The sequence below is a fragment of the Pseudomonas sp. B6001 genome (assembly GCF_013386015.1).
Classification (GTDB): domain Bacteria; phylum Pseudomonadota; class Gammaproteobacteria; order Pseudomonadales; family Pseudomonadaceae; genus Aquipseudomonas.
The window spans coordinates 36,788-54,114 of record NZ_JACAOX010000041.1; the positions used below are offsets into that span (position 1 = coordinate 36,788).

The following is a 17,327-nucleotide window of genomic DNA, read 5'->3' on the forward strand; positions in this document are numbered from 1 at the left end:
CTATGAATCATTTTGCCGCGCGAACCCGGCGCATGGTCCAACTGATGGAGCAGTTGGCCCCCCTGGAGGGCTACAACCTGAGCGCACTGGAAGACATACGCTTCCTGCGCTCCAATCGCCCGCTGACCCGCACGCCAGTGCTCTACGAGCCTGGCATCGTCATCCTGTGCCAGGGGCGCAAGCTCGGCTATCTGGGCGACGAGGTCTACCTTTACGACGCCCAGCACTACCTGGTGGTGTCTGTGCCAGTGCCTTTCACCATGGAAACCGACGCCAGCGAAGAGGAACCGATGCTGGCGGTATACATGCGCCTGGATTTCAAACTCGCTGGCGAACTGATCCTGGAAATTGACGAAAAATCCGGTCCGACCCACGAACGTCCCAAAGGCATGTATTCCTCGCCGATGGACGAGATGTTGCGCGAGTCCACACTGCGCTTTCTCGAAGCGATGAGCCATCCGGTCGACGGGCCGATCCTCGGCCCCTCGCTGGTGCGCGAGATTTACTACCGGATCATCGCAGGTGAACAAGGAGGGTCCATGCGGGCGGCCCTTGGCAAGCAAGGCCATTTCGCAAAGGTGACCCGCGCCATTCGCAAGATACACAGCTGTTACCAGGAGCGGCTGGACGTCGAGTGCCTGGCCCAGGAGGCAAGTATGAGCGTACCCAGCTTTCATCTGCACTTTCGAACAGTCACCGACTCCTCACCCATGCAGTACCTGAAATCGACTCGTCTGCACCAGGCAAGGTTGTTGATGCTCCGCGACGACATGTCGGCCTCATCTGCGGCTTTTAACGTGGGCTATGAAAGCGCATCGCAGTTCAGCCGAGAGTTCAAGCGCTACTTCGGCCGCACACCCCATGCTGAAGTCGAATGGATGAAAGCAACCTATTCGCTGCCAGCGCCGGTACAGCCTTCTGTCTATGTGTCTTCGCACTGACCTGACAGCCAGGGCGCTGGCCCGTATCTGATTTTTCTGCATATGCCAATTTGACAGGCTGCTGTTATTTTTTATTCTTTCCTAACCTATGCTCCCCTCATGCAAAGTCCGCCTCCAGCGATGGCTTTCCATTGCTCATCAACCGCCAGGCTGAATGGCCTTTATTCGCATGGAGCATGCAATGGGTGTGAATCAGAACCCACATTTCGGTCTGATTGGGCAGATGTTCAAAAGTGACTACAGTTGGCTTTGCACGCGGGTAAGCCGGGCGATGGGTTGCGCCCATGGGGCTCAGGACATTGCATCGGAGACCTTCCTGCGGGTACTGGCATTGCCCGACCCTTCGCAAATCCGCGAGCCGCGGGCGTTGCTGACCACCATCGCGCGGCGCCTGATGTATGAGGGCTGGCGTCGCCAGGACCTGGAACGTGCCTACCTGGAAGCATTGGCCCAGGCGCCGATGATGGTGCACCCGTCGCCCGAGGAGCGTTTGCTGTTGATCGAGACGCTGCTGGAAGTCGACCGCTTGCTCGACGGTTTGTCGGCCAAGGCCAAGGCGGCGTTTTTGTATCACCAGCTGGACGGTTTGACCTATGCGCAGATCGCCGAGCGCCTGCAGGTCTCGGTCAGCCGGGTTCAGCAGTACATGGCCGATGCGTTCAAGCGCTGCTACCTGGCGATGACACAGCCATGAGCCACAGCGCGCCGGATGAGGCGATCATCGACGAGGCGGCGCAGTGGATGGCGTTGCTGCAATCCGGGCACGCCAGCGCTCAGGAGCACCAGGCGTTCCGTCGCTGGAGTGAGGGCGACCCACGGCGTGCCGAAATCTTCAACATGATGGGCGGCGTCCCGGCCGTGCTGAACAATGACGAACTGCGCCGCATGCCCCGTGACAGCCTGTTGCACACCCTCAACGCACCGTCGGGCCGGCGGCGCTTCTTGCGCAATACCCTGGCGTTGGTTGGCGTTGTATCGTTTGGAAGTCTGATCACGCGGCTGTCCGACAGCTGGTTGCCGTTGGGCGCTTTGCGCACCGGTACGGGCGAGCGCCTGAACCTCACGCTGGAGGATGGCAGTGCATTGACCCTGGATGCGCGCAGCAAGGTGCTGACGCATTTCGATGCTCGGCAACGGCTGTTGCAGTTGCTCGACGGCAAGTTGCTGGTGGACGTTTTCAAGGACAGTCTCAGACCGTTTATCGTCGAGACCGAACACGGCCGCATGCGCGCGTTGGGTACGCGGTTTCTGGTACAGCAGGGCGAGGATCGAACCCAAATCACGATGCTGCATTCCCAAGTGGAAATCACCACGCGCGACGGCGCTGTGCAGGTGATCAGTGCCGGCCAGAAAGCCACGTTCAATGCCCACGGCATCCTCGACCTGGAAACCGCCAGCGGCGGCGAGGCCTCGTGGACCCAAGGCTTGCTGGAAGTGCGTGACCGCTCATTGGGTGAAGTGGTGCAAGCCCTGCGTGACTACCGGCGCGGCATCATCCGCGTCAGCCCCGAGGCGGCGAGCCTGAGGCTGAGCGGGATTTTCCCGCTGGACGACAGCCAGGGCGCCCTGCAATTGCTGGCCAAATCCTTGCCGGTGCAGATCGATTATCACAGCCCTTATTGGGTCAGTATCGAGCGCCGATAAAAATAATTTTCCCAGCCCTATAAAACCCCCGTCACTGTTGCACAACCCAATACAGGCCAGGGTGTATCTGCCTGGCAGTGTTGTTTCGGGCCGTTATAAACCCATGCTTTTTTAGCCTAACGGCTGCCTATAAAAAACCCCGATCTGTTGTTCAACCCATCAACGGCATATCAATGATGGGAACCTCAACCATGCAACTCAAACCTCTCAGTCGCGCATCTCTGGCGGCACTGTCTCTGACGATTGGCCTGACTTTGGCGGGACATGGCACGGCGGTGCTGGCACAGCCGCTGTCTGCGATATCGACCGCCCAGACTTTTGATTTTGATATCGCCAGCGGCCCCCTCGACCAAGCGCTGTTGACCCTGTCGCGCAGCAGCGGGCAGACCATTTCCTTCCAGCAAGACCTTGTGCAAGGCCTGACCAGCGCGCCGGTGCGGGGCACCTTCACCACCGAGCAAGCGCTGCGACAGGCACTGCGCGGTGCAGCCCTCGACGCCGTGCCCAGTGGCGACGGCGGTTGGACCCTGCGCCGGGCGGCCAAGCCACCTGCCGCGGCGGTCAAGGCGGCGCCCACGGCGGCGAAAGTCCCGGGCGATGTAGCGTTGGAAAAGGTCGTGGTCACGGGGTCACGCATTGCCCGTGCCCAGGTTGAAGGGCCGTCGCCGGTCACGGTCATCACCGCTGACGAAGTCACCCGCAGGGGCTACAAAAACGTCTACGACGCCATCGCTTCGCAAACCCAGAACACCGGCATGACCCAGGGCGAAGACTACGGCAACACCTTCCAACCGGCCGCCAGTGCCCTCAACCTGCGAGGGCTGGGGCCGAACCACACACTGGTGCTGATCAACGGCAGGCGCGTGGCCGACTACCCCACGGCGTACGACGGCGCGGTCAACTTCACCAACCTGGCGAACATCCCGGCGGTGATGATCGAGCGTATCGAGATCCTCAGCAGCGGCGCCTCGGCGGTGTATGGCTCCGACGCGATTGCCGGGGTGGTGAACATCATCCTCAAAGACAAAATCAGCGGCGTGGACGTCAATCTGCGTGGTGGCGCCGCCGAGCGTGGCGGCGGCGACAACCAGCGCCTGCAGATCAGCGGCGGCGACACCTGGGGCGATTTTGACGGGGTATTCGGCCTGGAGCTGACCCAGCGCCAACCGATCTGGGCCAACCAGCGCGGCTTTATGAGCGACGGCCCGGCCAAGGATGTGGGCTACCGCCGTAACCTCGACAGCGGCGCCTACCTCGGCCCCGGCTGCGGTGCCTACGGCGGTATCTACAACGGCAAGCTCGGTGGCAGCAGCACCCGCTGCACCACCAACCAGTACTACAACGACTACTGGACCTTGCAGGCGCAAAAGGAAAACTATGACGGCTACACGCGCGGCACCTGGCACTTCAGCGACACCGGCAAAGTGTTCGCCGACTTGATGTTTGGCTTTGATCACACGCAGAACAACACGCGCGGCCCAAGCTTCACCTCGCCGGACTTTATCAACCGCAACACCGGTAACCTGGAGCGCTGGTCACGCAACTTTTCCAGCGAGGAAATCGGTGGCAAGACCAGCAACAACAGCAAATGGCGCGAAGTGTCCTGGACCGGCACCCTGGGCCTGGAAGACAAGTTCACCAACAGTGATTGGGGTTATCAGATTGCGGCGAACCGCTCCGAGTACACCAGCGACCGCACCACCCGCTACACGCCTTTGAGCGGCATCCGCGATTACTACCTCGGGCCGCAACTGGGCACGCAGGACGGGCACCCGGTCTTCGCGCCAGACCCTTCGCGGCTGGACCAGCCGCTGACTCCGGAGCAGTGGGATCAGTTTCGCGGCAACCTGGTGCAGAAGAGTAAATCGGTTTCCCAAACCTTCAGCGCCAACATCAACGGCGACCTGTTCGAGCTGCCCGCCGGGCCGGTGGGCTTTGCCGGTGTGACCGAAGTGGGGCGGCAATCCTACAGCGTCGATGTCGACGACCAACTCAATGACGGCACGTTTTACAACACCACGCCGGCCTCCAATTCAGGCGGTTCGCGTGACCGCTACGCCGCGGGTGGCGAGCTGAGCATTCCCGTTACCGACACCTTGCTCGCCTCGGCGGCCGGGCGCTGGGACCAATACAAATTCAGTGGCCGCACCGAGCAACAAAAAACCTACAACCTGGGCCTGGAATGGCGCCCGGTGACCAGCCTGCTGTTTCGTGGCAGCTACGGCACCAGCTTTCGCGCACCGGACCTCAACTACCTCTACCAGGCCGCGACCAATGGCTACACGCCTGACCAGATCGACTATTACGGTTGCAGCAAGGGCGTAGAAGGGGCGTGTGACCGAGGCCGCGTGGATTACACCCAGACCGGTAATTCGGACCTCGCCTCCGAGCGTGGCAAGTCCTGGACGTACGGCTTTGTCTGGTCGCCCTCGCATCAGTTTGATTTCTCTGCCGACTTCTGGCGCGTCGAAATCAAGGACCTGTTGACCACCGTCGACATCAACCGCTTGCTGCAACAGGAAAACCAGTGCCGCAACGGCCAGCTTGATGCGACCACTTGCGCCGACGTCCTGGCACGCATCCAGCGCAATGCCAGCACGGCGGCAGTGGACCCGAACGTGCTGCAACGGGTGCAGGTCAATGCGATCAACGCCGCCAGCGAGCGGGTCAGCGGCCTGGACCTCAAGAGTAATATTCGCTGGGGCGCAGGCCAGTACGGCGCGCTCAGTTCGGCGATTGGCTACAGCCTGGTGCTGTCCCACTACCTCAAGGAATCGGACGATGCGCAAACTCAGAACCTGCGCTCCAGCACCGACAACCACGACTGGCGCAGCAAGGTCAACGCGAGCCTGACCTGGGACTACCAGCACCTCACCACCACGCTGACCGGCATTCGCTACGGCAGCGTGACCAATGGCGCCGGAGATGGGCGCCTGTCGCCGTGGACCACCTTCAACGCCAGCGCCCGTTACCAGGTGAACGAGCAGGCGAGTGTCGGCCTGACCGTCAACAACCTGCTCAATCAGGTTAAGCACGATGACTCCGCCGGCTGGCCGTATTACCCCAGCGGCAACTACGACCCCTATGGCCGCCAGGTCTGGCTGGACGTGAGTTACCACTTCGGCAAGTAGCGCATAAGCACATGCGCTAACGGTCTAACCGGTGCTCTATAAAAACCCTGGCGTCGACGCACAACCCTGCATAAGTGAGCCTTCAGTGTTTTTGGAAAAGGAGTTGAGTTTGTGAGCCTGTTTCGCTTCATGGTGTGGGCGCTGCTGACGGGGCTTTGGGCGCCGTCACTGCTCGCTCAACCGACGCACGCTTTGACGGTATACGGCGAAGCGCCCAAGTACCCGGCCAACTTCAAACACCTGGATTACGTCAACCCGAACGCGCCCAAGGGCGGCAGTTTTCGTCGTTCGTCCATGGAAGGCGGGGCGTTTGATCACCTGATCCCGTATGTCGACAAAGGCACCGGCATCACCCAGATCCAGGGTTGGCTCTACAGCCCGTTGGCGTACCGTTCGCAGGATGAGCCGTACACCGTGTACGGGTTGGTCGCGCAAGGCATGGAGCTGGCAGATGACCATTCATGGCTGCGTTTCTACCTCAATCCCAAGGCGCGGTTTGCCGATGGCACGCCCATCACCGCGCAGGACGTGGCCTACACCTTCAAGCTGTTCACCACCGAAGGCAGCCTGGCGTATCGCCAAAGCTTTGCCGATGTGGACCAGGTGCTGGTGGAATCGCCGACCCAAGTGCGGTTCACCTTCAAAAGCGCCGACAATCGCACCTTGCCCCTGGACCTCGCTTCACTGCCGGTGCTGCCGGAACATTGGTGGCAGGGGCGCAATTTCGCCAACGGCGGCGGCTTTGAACCGCCGGTGGGCAGCGGCCCGTACCGTATCAGCAGCGTGGACAACGGCCGCAGTGTCACCTTCGAACGGGTCAAGGACTGGTGGGGGCGAGACCTGCCGGTGACGCAGGGGCAGTACAACTTCGACACCCTGCGGCTTGAATTTTTTGCCGACGGCGACGTGTCGCGCCAGATCCTGCAAGCCCAGGGTTACGACTTCAATCGCGAATTTTCCGCCACCAGTTATTCGGTGGGCTACGACGGCGAGGCCTTGCGCGACGGTCGTCTGCAACGTGAACAACTGGCACCGAATGCCGTGCAGGGCACCCAGGGTTTTGTGTTCAACCTGCAAAAACCGCAGTTCCAGGACCGCCGCGTGCGTGAGGCGCTGAGCCTGTTGTGGGATTTCGACTGGAGCAACCGGCAGATGATGCACAGTCTGTACCTGCGCCAGCGCAGCTTCTTTTCCCGCAGCGCATTGGCGGCCACCCAGCTGCCGGATGCCCAGGAACTGGCCATTCTGGAACCCTGGCGCGGGCAAGTGCCGGAGGAGGTGATCACCCAGGTCTACCAGCCGCCGCGCACCGATGGCAGCGGGCGCATTCGGCCGCAGCAGGCGCAAGCGCTGAAGTTACTGGCCGAGGCGGGCTGGACCCCGCGCGGCGACCAGTTGGTTAACGCCGAGGGCACGCCGTTGCAGTTCACCTTCCTGAATGCCCAGAAAGGCTTCGAGCGTTTGCTGCTGCCCTACAAACGCAACCTGGCGCAGATCGGCATCGGCTTCACGATCCGCATGATCGACTCAGCCCAATACGCCAACCGCGTGCGCGCACGGGACTACGACATGATCGTCAACGGCTACCCGGTCAGCCCATCGCCGGGCCGCGAGCTGACCAACTACTTCGGTTCCGAGAGTGCCGATGACCCTGGCTCCAACAATTACATGGCACTGCGCAACCCGGCGGTGGACGCCTTGATCGATGGCCTTGTCCGCGCCAACGACCGCCCGACCATGGTGCGCTACGCCCATGCCCTCGACCGCGTATTGCAGTGGGGCTTCTACTGGATTCCCAACTATTACCCGCCGGGCTCGTCCTCGCTGTGGTGGAACCGTTTTGGTCGGCCCCGCACAGCGCCGCTCAATGACGTGGGCATCGACACCTGGTGGGAAGTGAGCCCGACACCGCTGACCACCGCACAGATGCGTCAACTGACTGAGGCTTCCCAACATGCTGGCCTATAGCGCGCGCCGTTTATTGCTGATCGTACCAACGCTGGTGTGCATCCTGCTGGTCAACTTTTTTATCGTGCAAGCCGCCCCGGGTGGCCCGGTTGAGCAAGCCATCGCGCGCTTGCAAGGCATCGGCAGCCAAGCGTCGGTGGCCGGCACACGGGTGGAAACCGGCAGCACTGAATCGCGCACAACTCGTGGCCTGGACCCCGCGCTGGTGGCCGATATCGAGCGCCAATACGGCTTCGACAAGCCCCTTGGCGCGCGGCTGTGGTTGATGCTCAGCAGCTACGCGCGGCTGGATTTTGGCGATAGCTTCTTTCGCGGCGCCAAGGTCACCGACCTGATCCTGCAAAAACTGCCGGTGACTTTGTCCCTGGGCTTCTGGGCCACGCTGATCAGTTACCTGGTGTCGATCCCGCTGGGCATTCGCAAGGCCGTGCGCCATGGCAGCCGCTTCGATGTGTGGAGCAGTGCGGCGGTCATTATCGGCCACGCCATGCCGGCGTTCCTGTTCGCCTTGCTGCTGATCGTGGTATTCGGCGGCGGTAGCCTGTTGAACTGGTTTCCGGTGCGCGGCCTGGTCTCGGAGAACTTTGCCAGCCTGTCATGGGCGGGCAAGGTCGTGGACTACTTCTGGCACCTTGTCTTGCCGGTATCGGCGCTGGTGATTGGCGGCTTTGCCACACTGACCATCCTCACCAAAAACAGCTTCCTCGACGAGATCAGCCGCCAGTACGTAGTGACCGCGCGGGCCAAGGGTTTCAGCGAAAAACAGGTGCTGTACAAACACGTGTTTCGCAACGCCATGCTGCTGATCGTGGTTGGCCTGCCCCAGGCGCTCACCGCGATGTTGTTCGGCGGCTCGTTGCTGATTGAAGTGATTTTCTCCCTCGACGGCCTCGGTCGCCTGAGCTACGAAGCGGCAGTGGCACGGGACTATCCCGTGGTCTTCGGCACGCTGTTTATCTTTACCCTGGTCGGGTTGGTCATCAAGTTGCTGGGCGACCTGTGCTACCGCCTGCTGGACCCCCGGCTGGATTTTTCCGCGAGGTCGCATTGATGCCGGTTTTTACACCGATCACCCGTCGCCGCTGGCTGCACTTCAAGCGCAATCGCCGCGGCTGGTGGTCGCTGTGGATGTTCCTGGCGCTGTTCGCCGTATGTCTGGGTGCCGAACTGCTGGCCAACGACAAGCCACTGGTGGTGGCGTACCAGGGCTCACTGTATTTCCCGGCCTTCGAGCGCTACACCGAGCAGGATTTCGGCGGCACGTTGCCGTTTCAGCCGGATTACCGTGACCCTTACGTGCATGAACTGATTGAAGGGCAGGGCGGCTGGATGCTGTTTGCGCCCATTCCGTTCAGCTACGACACGGTCAACTACGACCTCACGACCCCTTCGCCGGCGGCGCCCAGCGCGAGCAACTGGCTGGGCACCGATGATCAAGCCCGGGATGTATTGGCGCGGGTGATTTTCGGCACCCGGGTATCGCTGTTATTTGCCTTGGCACTGACCGTGGTCAGCACTTTGATCGGGGTCGCCGCCGGCGCGCTGCAAGGCTATTACGCCGGCTGGGTCGACCTGTTGGGGCAGCGCCTGATCGAGATCTGGTCGGGGCTACCGGTCCTGTACTTGCTGATCATCTTGTCCGGGTTTGTCGAACCGGGTTTCTGGTGGCTGCTGGGGATCATGGCGCTATTTTCCTGGCTGACCCTGGTGGATGTGGTGCGCGCCGAGTTCCTGCGCGGGCGCAACCTGGAGTACGTGAAGGCCGCGCGGGCCCTGGGTGTGGGCGATGTTCAGGTGATGTTGCGGCACATTCTGCCCAACGCGCTGACTGCCACCTTGACCTACTTGCCGTTCATTTTGACCGGGGCCATTTCGACCCTCACCGCCCTGGATTTTCTTGGCTTCGGCATGCCCACGGGCAGTGCGTCCCTGGGTGAGTTGATCGGCCAGGGAAAAAACAACCTGCAAGCCCCGTGGCTGGCGCTGACCGCGTTTTTTACGTTGGCGTTGATCCTGTCCCTGTTGGTGTTTATCGGCGAAGCCTGCCGCGACGCCTTCGACCCCCGATCCTGATAAGCGAGCTGTGCCGTGACTGACGCGTTGATTGAAATTCGTAACCTGAAAGTGGCGTTCGACGGGCACAAAGCGGTGCGTGGCATCGACCTGGATATTCACCCGGGCGAGTGCCTGGCGCTGGTGGGCGAGTCGGGCTCCGGCAAATCGGTGACCGCCCACTCGATCCTGCAATTGCTGCCGCCCCACACCACGCGTACCCAGGGCAGTATTCGCTACCAGGGCGAAGAGCTGCTCGGCGCGCGGCCGGAGCGTTTAAGGCAGATTCGCGGCGATCGCATCGCGATGATCTTTCAGGAGCCGATGACCTCGCTCAACCCGCTGTACAGCGTCGAACGGCAGCTGTCCGAAACCCTGCTGCTGCACAAAGGCCTGGGCGGTGCGGCGGCGCGTGAGCGCGTGTTGGAGTTGCTCGAACTGGTGGGCATCCAACAGCCGCGCCAGCGCCTTGCGGCGTACCCGCATCAGCTCTCCGGCGGGCAGCGCCAGCGGGTGATGATCGCCATGGCCCTGGCTTGCGAACCGCTGCTGTTGATCGCCGACGAGCCCACCACGGCCCTGGACGTGACCGTGCAGCGACGCATTCTTGCGCTGCTAAAAGACCTGCAGCAACGCCTGGGCATGGCGCTGCTGTTGATCAGCCACGACCTCAACGTGGTGCGCAGCATCGCCCAGCGCGTGGCGGTGATGCGCGCCGGCCAGATCGTCGAACAGGCCGACTGCCAGGCACTGTTTGCCGCGCCGCAGCACGCCTACAGCCGGCAGTTGCTCGAAGCCGAGCCAGAGGGCAGGGCGGTGGTGCGTGAAACGGCGGACAACCTGCTGGAGGTGGACAACCTCAAGGTCTGGTTCCCGCAAGGCGGCCTGCTGCGGCGCAAACCGCCGATCAAGGCGGTGGACGGCATCGACCTGCGCCTGCAACGTGGCAAAACCTTGGGCATTGTTGGCGAATCCGGCTCGGGCAAATCCACCCTAGGCCAGGCGATCCTGCGGTTGATCGACGCCCAAGGCAGCATTCGCTTCCAGGGCCAGGCCCTCGACGCACTCAAAGGCAAGGCCCTGCGTCCGTGGCGGCGCAAACTACAGGTGGTGTTTCAAGACCCGTTCGGCAGCCTCAGTCCGCGCATGAGCGTGCAGCAAATCATCGAAGAAGGCCTGCGCGTACACACGGACCTCAATGCTTGCGCGCGCGAAGCTCAAGTGATTGCCGTGTTGCGCGACGTCGGACTCGACCCCGATACGCGCCATCGCTTCCCCCACGAATTCTCCGGCGGCCAGCGCCAACGCATCGCGATCGCCCGCGCACTGGTGATCAAGCCGGATTTGATATTGCTCGACGAACCCACCTCAGCCCTCGACCGCACCGTGCAAAAGCAGGTGGTGAGCTTGCTGCGCAGGTTGCAGGAGGAGCATGGGCTGACCTACTTGTTTATCAGCCACGACCTGGCGGTGGTAAGGGCGTTGGCTCACGACTTGATCGTGGTGAAGGATGGCGTGGTCGTGGAGGCGGGGAGTACCGAGCAATTGTTCGACGCGCCGGAGCATGCCTATACGCGGGATTTGCTGGTAGCGTCGTCGTTGAGGAATCGCGAGTAGTACAGCCTAGTGGGTGCTGATCTCACGCTTTACCGTCTGCAGTGCTTCTGCCAACAACCAGTCCCGGAACGTCGTCAGTTTGGGCAGGCTGGCGCACTCAGGCCGATAAATGACGTAGTAGGCCAGATCCGAGTGTTCGGCGTAATGGCGGTCGGGTCTTTTTCGTCGGGTGGGCTGCTGTCGGCTTATGGCTGGAATACAGTGCTGTGGGTTTCGCTTTTACCGCTGGTGTTGGCTGTCGTCGCGCTGGCACTGACTGTCCCCAAGTACATGGCCGGTCGGTTTGATCTGAAAGGGCAAGGTGCGTTAGCCACTCGAGCGCATTTCCTGCTCAAGCAAATCCCGGGCGCTATACGTCATTTAACATAATATACATTATGCGCAATCATATGATCCGTTATCAGGGTCAGTGCCAGCCAGATTTCAACCAGTGCACCACGCTCCTCATCGACCAAACCCAGCCTGTCTCGATTTGGTCGATGAGCCTGGATCACACCTGAGCGAAACCGCCATCCACGAACATCTCGCTGCCCGTCATGAAGCTGCTCTCATCCGATGCCAGGAACAATGCCGCATTCGCCACTTCATCTGGCTGCCCCATACGACCCAGCGGTACACGCGTAACCATCGAATCGACAATCGCATCCTTCTGGCCGGTACCTGATAGCGCTCTGTCCAAACCTGGTGTCGTTGTCGGCCCAGGTGAAAGCACGTTCACGCGAATACCTGTGCCTTGCAGATCCAGCGCCCAGCTTCTTGCGAAGTTTCGCAGTGCGCCTTTCGACGCGCTGTAGACGCTGAACGCTGCGGTGCCCATCGAGGCCGTCGTCGAACCTGTCAGCACAATCGAGCCACCGGCGCTCATCAATGGCAACGCGTTCTGTACGGTGAACAACGTGCCTTTCACGTTCACGCCAAAGGTGCGATCAAACGATTCCTCCGTGATCGCACCAATGGGCTCCAGATCCCCAAGGCCCGCATTGGCGAACAACACATCAACACGACCTTTGTCAGCCTTGATCTGTGCGAATACCCGCTCAAGATCACGCAGGTTTGAAATGTCGCCCTGGATCGCGATCGCGTCATGCCCGATCAGGACCAAGGCTTTGTCCAGTTCATCCTGGCGGCGTCCCACGATAACGACCTGTGCACCTTCGGCCGCAAAGCGTATGGCGCTGGCCAAGCCGATCCCGCTGTTGCCACCGGTGACGATGGCGATTTTCCCGTTGAGCCTGTTCATGAGTGTTTCCTTCAAATGTTGAGGCCCAAGCGTAGATCTGCGCTATTATTTTGAATAGTATGCACCTTTTGGTAAGTACCCAGCCTGAGGGCAAAACATGTCAAACAGCACCTTTAACTGCGGGCTCGACGCCGCCCTGGCGGTGATTGGCGGGAAATGGAAACCGTTGGTCCTGTATCACTTGGCCCATGAAATTCACCGTTATGGCGAACTGCGGCGCGCCGTTGGCGGCGTGACGGACAAGGTGCTGATCCAGCAATTGAAGGAGCTGGAACGCGATGAAATCATCGCGCGCATCGACTACAAGAAGATACCGCCAAAGGTCGAATACTCCCTGACTCCCTTCGGACGCTCGCTGGCCCAGGCATTGGGGCCGCTTTGCCAATGGGGCACCGACCATATGCTGGCGGTTGAACGCATCAGTGAGCGCCGAGCGACCGCCCTCGCCCAGCCTTAAATTCGCGAAATATCCAACTCGACTAAATGGATATTTAGTTGAGTTAAATCAATACTTTACGTCTATCTCCCGTATCCATTGCCTATTCACGACACCCTGCCGCTGGTGACTATGTAGCGAGTCTGTAAACACCGGCTTGTATGCGCCGAGGGCGATCACTAAGCTGGCCCCTCTTTTTTACCGCCGCCCGGAACCACCATGTCTCGAAGTATCGCCCACCTCGCCCTGCTGCTGGGGTTGATCACCGCCGTCGGCCCGTTTGCCATCGACAGCTACCTGCCGGCGTTGCCGACACTCGGCGCCAGCCTGCATGCCTCGCCTGCCGCGGTGCAGATGAGCCTGACGGTGTTCTTCATGATCATCGGTGTGTGCCAGCTGTTCTACGGCCCGATCAGCGATGTGTTCGGGCGCAAGCCGCCGATCTATGCCGGCCTGGCGATTTTCATCGTGGCCAGCATTGGTTGCGCCCTCGCCCCCTCCATCGAGGTGCTGATCGGCTTCCGGGCGTTGCAGGCCTTTGGCGCCTGCGCCGGGATGGTGATTCCGCGGGCGATTGTGCGTGACTTGTACACCGGCCATGAAGCCGCGCGCCTGATGGCGTTGCTGATGCTGGTGGTGAGCATTTCACCGATTCTCGCACCGCTGGCCGGCAGCGTGATCATTGCCGTGTGGAGCTGGCGCGAAGTGTTTTGGGTACTGGGTGTGGCCGCAGTGCTGTGCCTGATCATGACCGCCGTGCAATTGCCGGAAACCCACCCCGCCGAACGCCGCCTGGGCAAGACCCTGGGCAATGCGTTCGGCAGCTACGGCGCATTGCTGCGTGATCCGGTGTTTACCGGGTTGTCGGTAGTGGGCGGTTTTGGCCTGGCGACGTTCTTCGTGTTCATCGGCAGCGCGCCATTCGTTTACATCGAGTACTACGGGCTCACGCCAACGCAATTCAGCCTGTGCTTTGCCCTCAACGCGGCGTCGTTTTTTGCCCTGAGCCAGTTGACCGCGCGCTTGAGTGCACGCTTCGGCCTCGCGCCGTTGATTCGCTGGTCGGTGGCGGGCGTGGCAACGGTCATGACCTTGCTGGCACTTACCACACTGTGGGGCAACAGCCTGCCGTTAATGATGGCACTGCTGTTTATTGGCTTTGGCTTTCTCGGCTTGCTGTTGCCGGCGGCCGGCGTGTTGTCCCTGGAAGATCACGGTGCCGTGGCCGGTTCGGCCTCGGCGCTGTTGGGCGCGATCCAGATGATCACCGCCGCCGTAGCCATGTCCCTGGCCGGCCTGTTCGCAGACCACACACCGGCGCCGATGTTGATCGGCATCGCCCTCAGCGCCGTGGCAGCGATGCTGACGGTGTGGTGGACGCTGCGCCGCCTGCCGGCACACCTGCAACCTCAGTCGCGCACCTGACCAGCGGAGATTGGCGCCCCGGTCTGGAGCCCCATTGCTGCCAAATAAGCCCACGGGTAAATCCCCCGCTGGTGCCCATCGCTGAAAATCAACTGCACGCCATACCCCTGGGGATGGACCTCCAGCACCCGGACACGGTCCGACACCAGCGGCGGCATGCCTCTCAACCGAAAGGCCCGGCACTGCGAGCACGGGCATTCACGGCGCAGGCGAGCGTGGTCGATCCATTGCACGCCGTCGCGCCATTCCAGCCTCAAGCGCCCATCATCATCGCGGCCAATGCCGTTCGGTGCACTGTTCATTGCAGTTGTGCCAGGGCAATGCGCACCGCCTTGCGTACTTCCGGGTCGCCATCGTCGGCCGCGTCACGCAGCGGGCCAAGGGCCTGTCGGTCGCCCAACTCGCCCAGCGCCAGGGCGGCTTCCTTGCGCAGGTTGCTGATGCTGTGGCCCAACGTCAGGAGCAGCGCCGGCAACGCCGGTGCATACCGCAGGCGCCCAAGGCTGCGGGTAGCGCGCAGGCGGACTTGCCAGTAGTCATCGGCCAGCGCCGTGATCAAGGCGTCGCCCGCGCGGGTGCTACCGACTTTGCCCAAGGTGGTCGCGGCCTCTTCCCGTACTTGCCAGGTGGCGTCCTGCAATGCTTCATACAGCGCCGGCAGTACCCGCTCATCACTGGCCAGGCCGAGGGCGCCGGTGGCGGCACGCCGGACCTCGGTGTCCGGATCGCTGCTGGCCAACCTCGCCAGGGCCTCCAATGCCGGCAGGTGCTTGAGCCAGCCGAGCACACCGACCGCTTCGCGGCGCACCCCCGCATCGGTATCGCTCAGAGCCAGCATTGCCGACGGCGCCGCCGCTTCAAGGCGCAACTCGCGCAGGGCACGGAAGATTGCCGTGCGCACGCTCGCGTCGGCGTGGGTGGCCCATGGCAATAACAGCCGGCCCGCCTGCGTCGACTTGAGTACGCTCAAGCTCTGGGCGGCGGCATCACGTACCGACGCTTCAGTGTCGGTCAGCGCCTGGCACAGCGCCTCGACCACTGCGTCTTCTTCCCACGCCTCCAGCAGGCTGGCAGCCTGGGCGCGCACGTCGGTGGCCGGGTCGTGGCGCAGGCTGTCCACCAGCCACACCAGGCCGTCGGGGTCTTCCAGGTCAGCCAAGTCAATCAGGGCGATCCGGCGCATGCCGGCATCCGGCGCTTGCAGCCGCGGGCGCAGGGCTTGGATGTCGGGGTTTTCGGTTTCATAGGTCATATGGCAAATCGCGGTCTTGGGTGATCGTTGGGTAGCCCGAGCGGGTTCAGCCGTGGTAACTGGCGACCATCTTCGTGGTGCAGCAGCTCCAGGCAATGGCGCTTGAGGTGGGTAAATTCCGGCGTGGTCATCAGTTCGGTGCTGCGCGGCCTTGGGAAAGTCAGCTGGAAATCCTCGATGATGCGCCCGGGGCGCGGGCTCATCACCAGGATGCGGTCGGCCAGGAACAGCGCTTCGTCGATGTCATGGGTAACAAACACCACGGTGGTGCGGATGCGCGTCCAGATGTCCAGCAGCAAGGCCTGCATCTTCATGCGGGTCAGGGCATCCAGCGCGCCGAACGGTTCATCCATCAACAGCAGGCCGGGACGATTGATCAATACCCGGGCAATTTCCACCCGCTGCTGCATGCCACCCGACAGCTGGTTGGGCCAGCGCTCGGCAAAACCTTCCAGGCCCACCAGGTGAAGGATCTCATCGGCGGCGGCCAGGCGCTCGGCCTTGCCTACGCCGCGCATCTTCAGGCCGAAGGCAACGTTTTCGCGCACCGTACGCCAAGGGAACAGTGTGTGTTGCTGAAACACCATGCCCCGTTGCTGGGACGGCCCGGCAACCGGCCGGCCATCCATTTCCAGCGTGCCCTGGCTTGGCGTGAGATGCCCGGCCAGCGCGCCGAGCAAGGTTGACTTGCCACACCCGGACGGGCCGAGGATGCACACGAACTGCCCCGGCTCGATCCTGCAATCCAGGGCTTTCACCGCCTCGAATGCCTGCTGCTGTTCGCCCAATACAATGGACAAGCCGCGTATGTCGACACGGCCTTCAAGATGACTCATCAGGCTTTACCTCGTGGTCGATGCCAGGGAGTGAACAGTGCGCCGAGACGCTTGACCAACAGGCTGCTGCCCATGCCCAGCACGCCGATCAACAGCATGCCAACGACAATGTCGGCATAGTTCTGGATGGTGTAGGACTCCCAGGTGTAATAGCCGATGCCGTACTGACCGGAGATCATTTCCGCTGTCACCAGGCAGAACCACGAAGTGCCCATGCCAATCGCCAGGCCGGTGACGATGCTCGGCGCGGCGCCCGGCAAAATCACCTCCAGCAGGATCGCCCGGCGCCCTGCCCCCAGGCTGCGCGCCGAGGCGATCAGCCGAGGATCGACGCCTTCCACGCCATGCACCGTATTGAGCAGCACCGGAAACAGCGCGCCGGTGAAGGTGATAAAGATCATCGACAGCTCCGACGACGGGAACATCAGGATCGCCAGCGGAATCCAGGCCACCGCCGGGATCGGCCGGATCACCTCCAGCGGCGGCAACAGCAGGTCTTCCGCCCACTTCCAGCGGCCAATCGCGATGCCCAGGCCGATCCCCACCAGCGCGGCCGCCAGGTAGCCCTCGAACACCCGGGTCAGGCTTGCGCTCAAGTGCCGCACAAGCTTGCCCGAGTCCGCCAGCCCCAGGGCCGCCTGCAGCACGGAGCCCGGCGTGGGCACATTGGCAAACGTCACCAGCCACAGGTTCCAGTGCTGGCTGGCCGCCAACTGCCAGAACAGCAGGCACAACAGCAAGGAAGCGGCCTTGGGCAGCCAGCGCCATGGGGTGCTTGTCATGAA

Annotated in this window: 15 protein-coding genes; 10 read left to right on the forward strand and 5 right to left on the reverse strand. The window is 62.0% G+C overall.

What is annotated here, in order from left to right; genetic code table 11:
• Positions 1-2 precede the first annotated feature (2 nt).
• From HX821_RS29150 to HX821_RS29185, 8 genes are all read left to right on the forward strand, one after another.
• The gene (locus HX821_RS29150) at positions 3-941 is read left to right on the forward strand and encodes an AraC family transcriptional regulator (protein WP_087693824.1); all 939 of its coding nucleotides are present in this window, start codon (positions 3-5) and stop codon (positions 939-941) included.
• Positions 942-1,122: 181 nt separating this feature from the next.
• Positions 1,123-1,635: a sigma-70 family RNA polymerase sigma factor gene (locus tag HX821_RS29155; protein WP_003217684.1), complete on the forward strand. Its 513-nt coding sequence runs from the start codon at positions 1,123-1,125 to the stop codon at positions 1,633-1,635.
• Entirely contained in the window at positions 1,632-2,585 is a 954-nt protein-coding gene (locus HX821_RS29160) for a FecR domain-containing protein (protein ID WP_003217682.1), read from the forward strand. The genes HX821_RS29155 and HX821_RS29160 overlap by 4 nt, the downstream gene beginning before the upstream one ends.
• A gap of 191 nt (positions 2,586-2,776) precedes the next feature.
• A complete protein-coding gene (locus tag HX821_RS29165; protein ID WP_177037155.1) occupies positions 2,777-5,716 on the forward strand; it encodes a TonB-dependent receptor in 2,940 nt (979 codons plus the stop codon).
• A gap of 129 nt (positions 5,717-5,845) precedes the next feature.
• Positions 5,846-7,684, forward strand: a complete 1,839-nt coding sequence (locus HX821_RS29170) for an extracellular solute-binding protein (protein WP_177037185.1) — start codon at positions 5,846-5,848, stop codon at positions 7,682-7,684.
• The gene (locus tag HX821_RS29175) at positions 7,671-8,735 is read left to right on the forward strand and encodes a microcin C ABC transporter permease YejB (RefSeq protein ID WP_003217676.1); all 1,065 of its coding nucleotides are present in this window, start codon (positions 7,671-7,673) and stop codon (positions 8,733-8,735) included. The genes HX821_RS29170 and HX821_RS29175 overlap by 14 nt, the downstream gene beginning before the upstream one ends.
• Positions 8,735-9,757 carry an ABC transporter permease gene (locus HX821_RS29180; RefSeq protein ID WP_177037157.1) on the forward strand — a complete coding sequence of 341 codons (1,023 nt, stop codon included), beginning with the start codon at positions 8,735-8,737 and terminating at the stop codon, positions 9,755-9,757. The genes HX821_RS29175 and HX821_RS29180 overlap by 1 nt, the downstream gene beginning before the upstream one ends.
• 15 nt (positions 9,758-9,772) lie before the next feature.
• Positions 9,773-11,353, forward strand: a complete 1,581-nt coding sequence (locus HX821_RS29185) for an ABC transporter ATP-binding protein (protein WP_008433389.1) — start codon at positions 9,773-9,775, stop codon at positions 11,351-11,353.
• A gap of 490 nt (positions 11,354-11,843) precedes the next feature.
• Here the strand turns inward: HX821_RS29185 and HX821_RS29190 are convergent, their stop codons facing one another.
• Complete coding sequence (locus HX821_RS29190) at positions 11,844-12,593, reverse strand: SDR family NAD(P)-dependent oxidoreductase (protein WP_102369069.1); 750 nt, start codon at positions 12,591-12,593, stop codon at positions 11,844-11,846.
• Between the two features lie 97 nt (positions 12,594-12,690).
• Here HX821_RS29190 and HX821_RS29195 point away from each other — a divergent pair, with 97 nt between their 5' ends.
• Positions 12,691-13,050 carry a helix-turn-helix domain-containing protein gene (locus tag HX821_RS29195; RefSeq protein WP_177037159.1) on the forward strand — a complete coding sequence of 120 codons (360 nt, stop codon included), beginning with the start codon at positions 12,691-12,693 and terminating at the stop codon, positions 13,048-13,050.
• A 198-nt stretch (positions 13,051-13,248) separates the two neighbouring features.
• On the forward strand, positions 13,249-14,454 hold the full coding sequence (locus tag HX821_RS29200) for a multidrug effflux MFS transporter (RefSeq protein ID WP_008433402.1): 1,206 nt from the start codon (positions 13,249-13,251) through the stop codon (positions 14,452-14,454).
• Here the strand turns inward: HX821_RS29200 and HX821_RS29205 are convergent.
• The 4 genes from HX821_RS29205 to HX821_RS29220 are packed head-to-tail and all read right to left on the reverse strand — an operon-like array spanning position 14,439 to position 17,324.
• A complete protein-coding gene (locus tag HX821_RS29205) occupies positions 14,439-14,756 on the reverse strand; it encodes a DUF971 domain-containing protein (RefSeq protein ID WP_008433404.1) in 318 nt (105 codons plus the stop codon). The genes HX821_RS29200 and HX821_RS29205 overlap by 16 nt on opposite strands.
• Positions 14,753-15,706, reverse strand: coding sequence for a HEAT repeat domain-containing protein (locus tag HX821_RS29210; protein WP_177037161.1), 954 nt, complete (start codon positions 15,704-15,706; stop codon positions 14,753-14,755). Before HX821_RS29210 ends, HX821_RS29205 begins: the two co-directional genes overlap by 4 nt.
• The gene (locus tag HX821_RS29215) at positions 15,703-16,542 is read right to left on the reverse strand and encodes an ABC transporter ATP-binding protein (protein ID WP_177037163.1); all 840 of its coding nucleotides are present in this window, start codon (positions 16,540-16,542) and stop codon (positions 15,703-15,705) included. The genes HX821_RS29210 and HX821_RS29215 overlap by 4 nt, the downstream gene beginning before the upstream one ends.
• Positions 16,542-17,324, reverse strand: coding sequence for an ABC transporter permease (locus tag HX821_RS29220; protein WP_177037165.1), 783 nt, complete (start codon positions 17,322-17,324; stop codon positions 16,542-16,544). The genes HX821_RS29215 and HX821_RS29220 overlap by 1 nt, the downstream gene beginning before the upstream one ends.
• Positions 17,325-17,327: the final 3 nt, after the last annotated feature.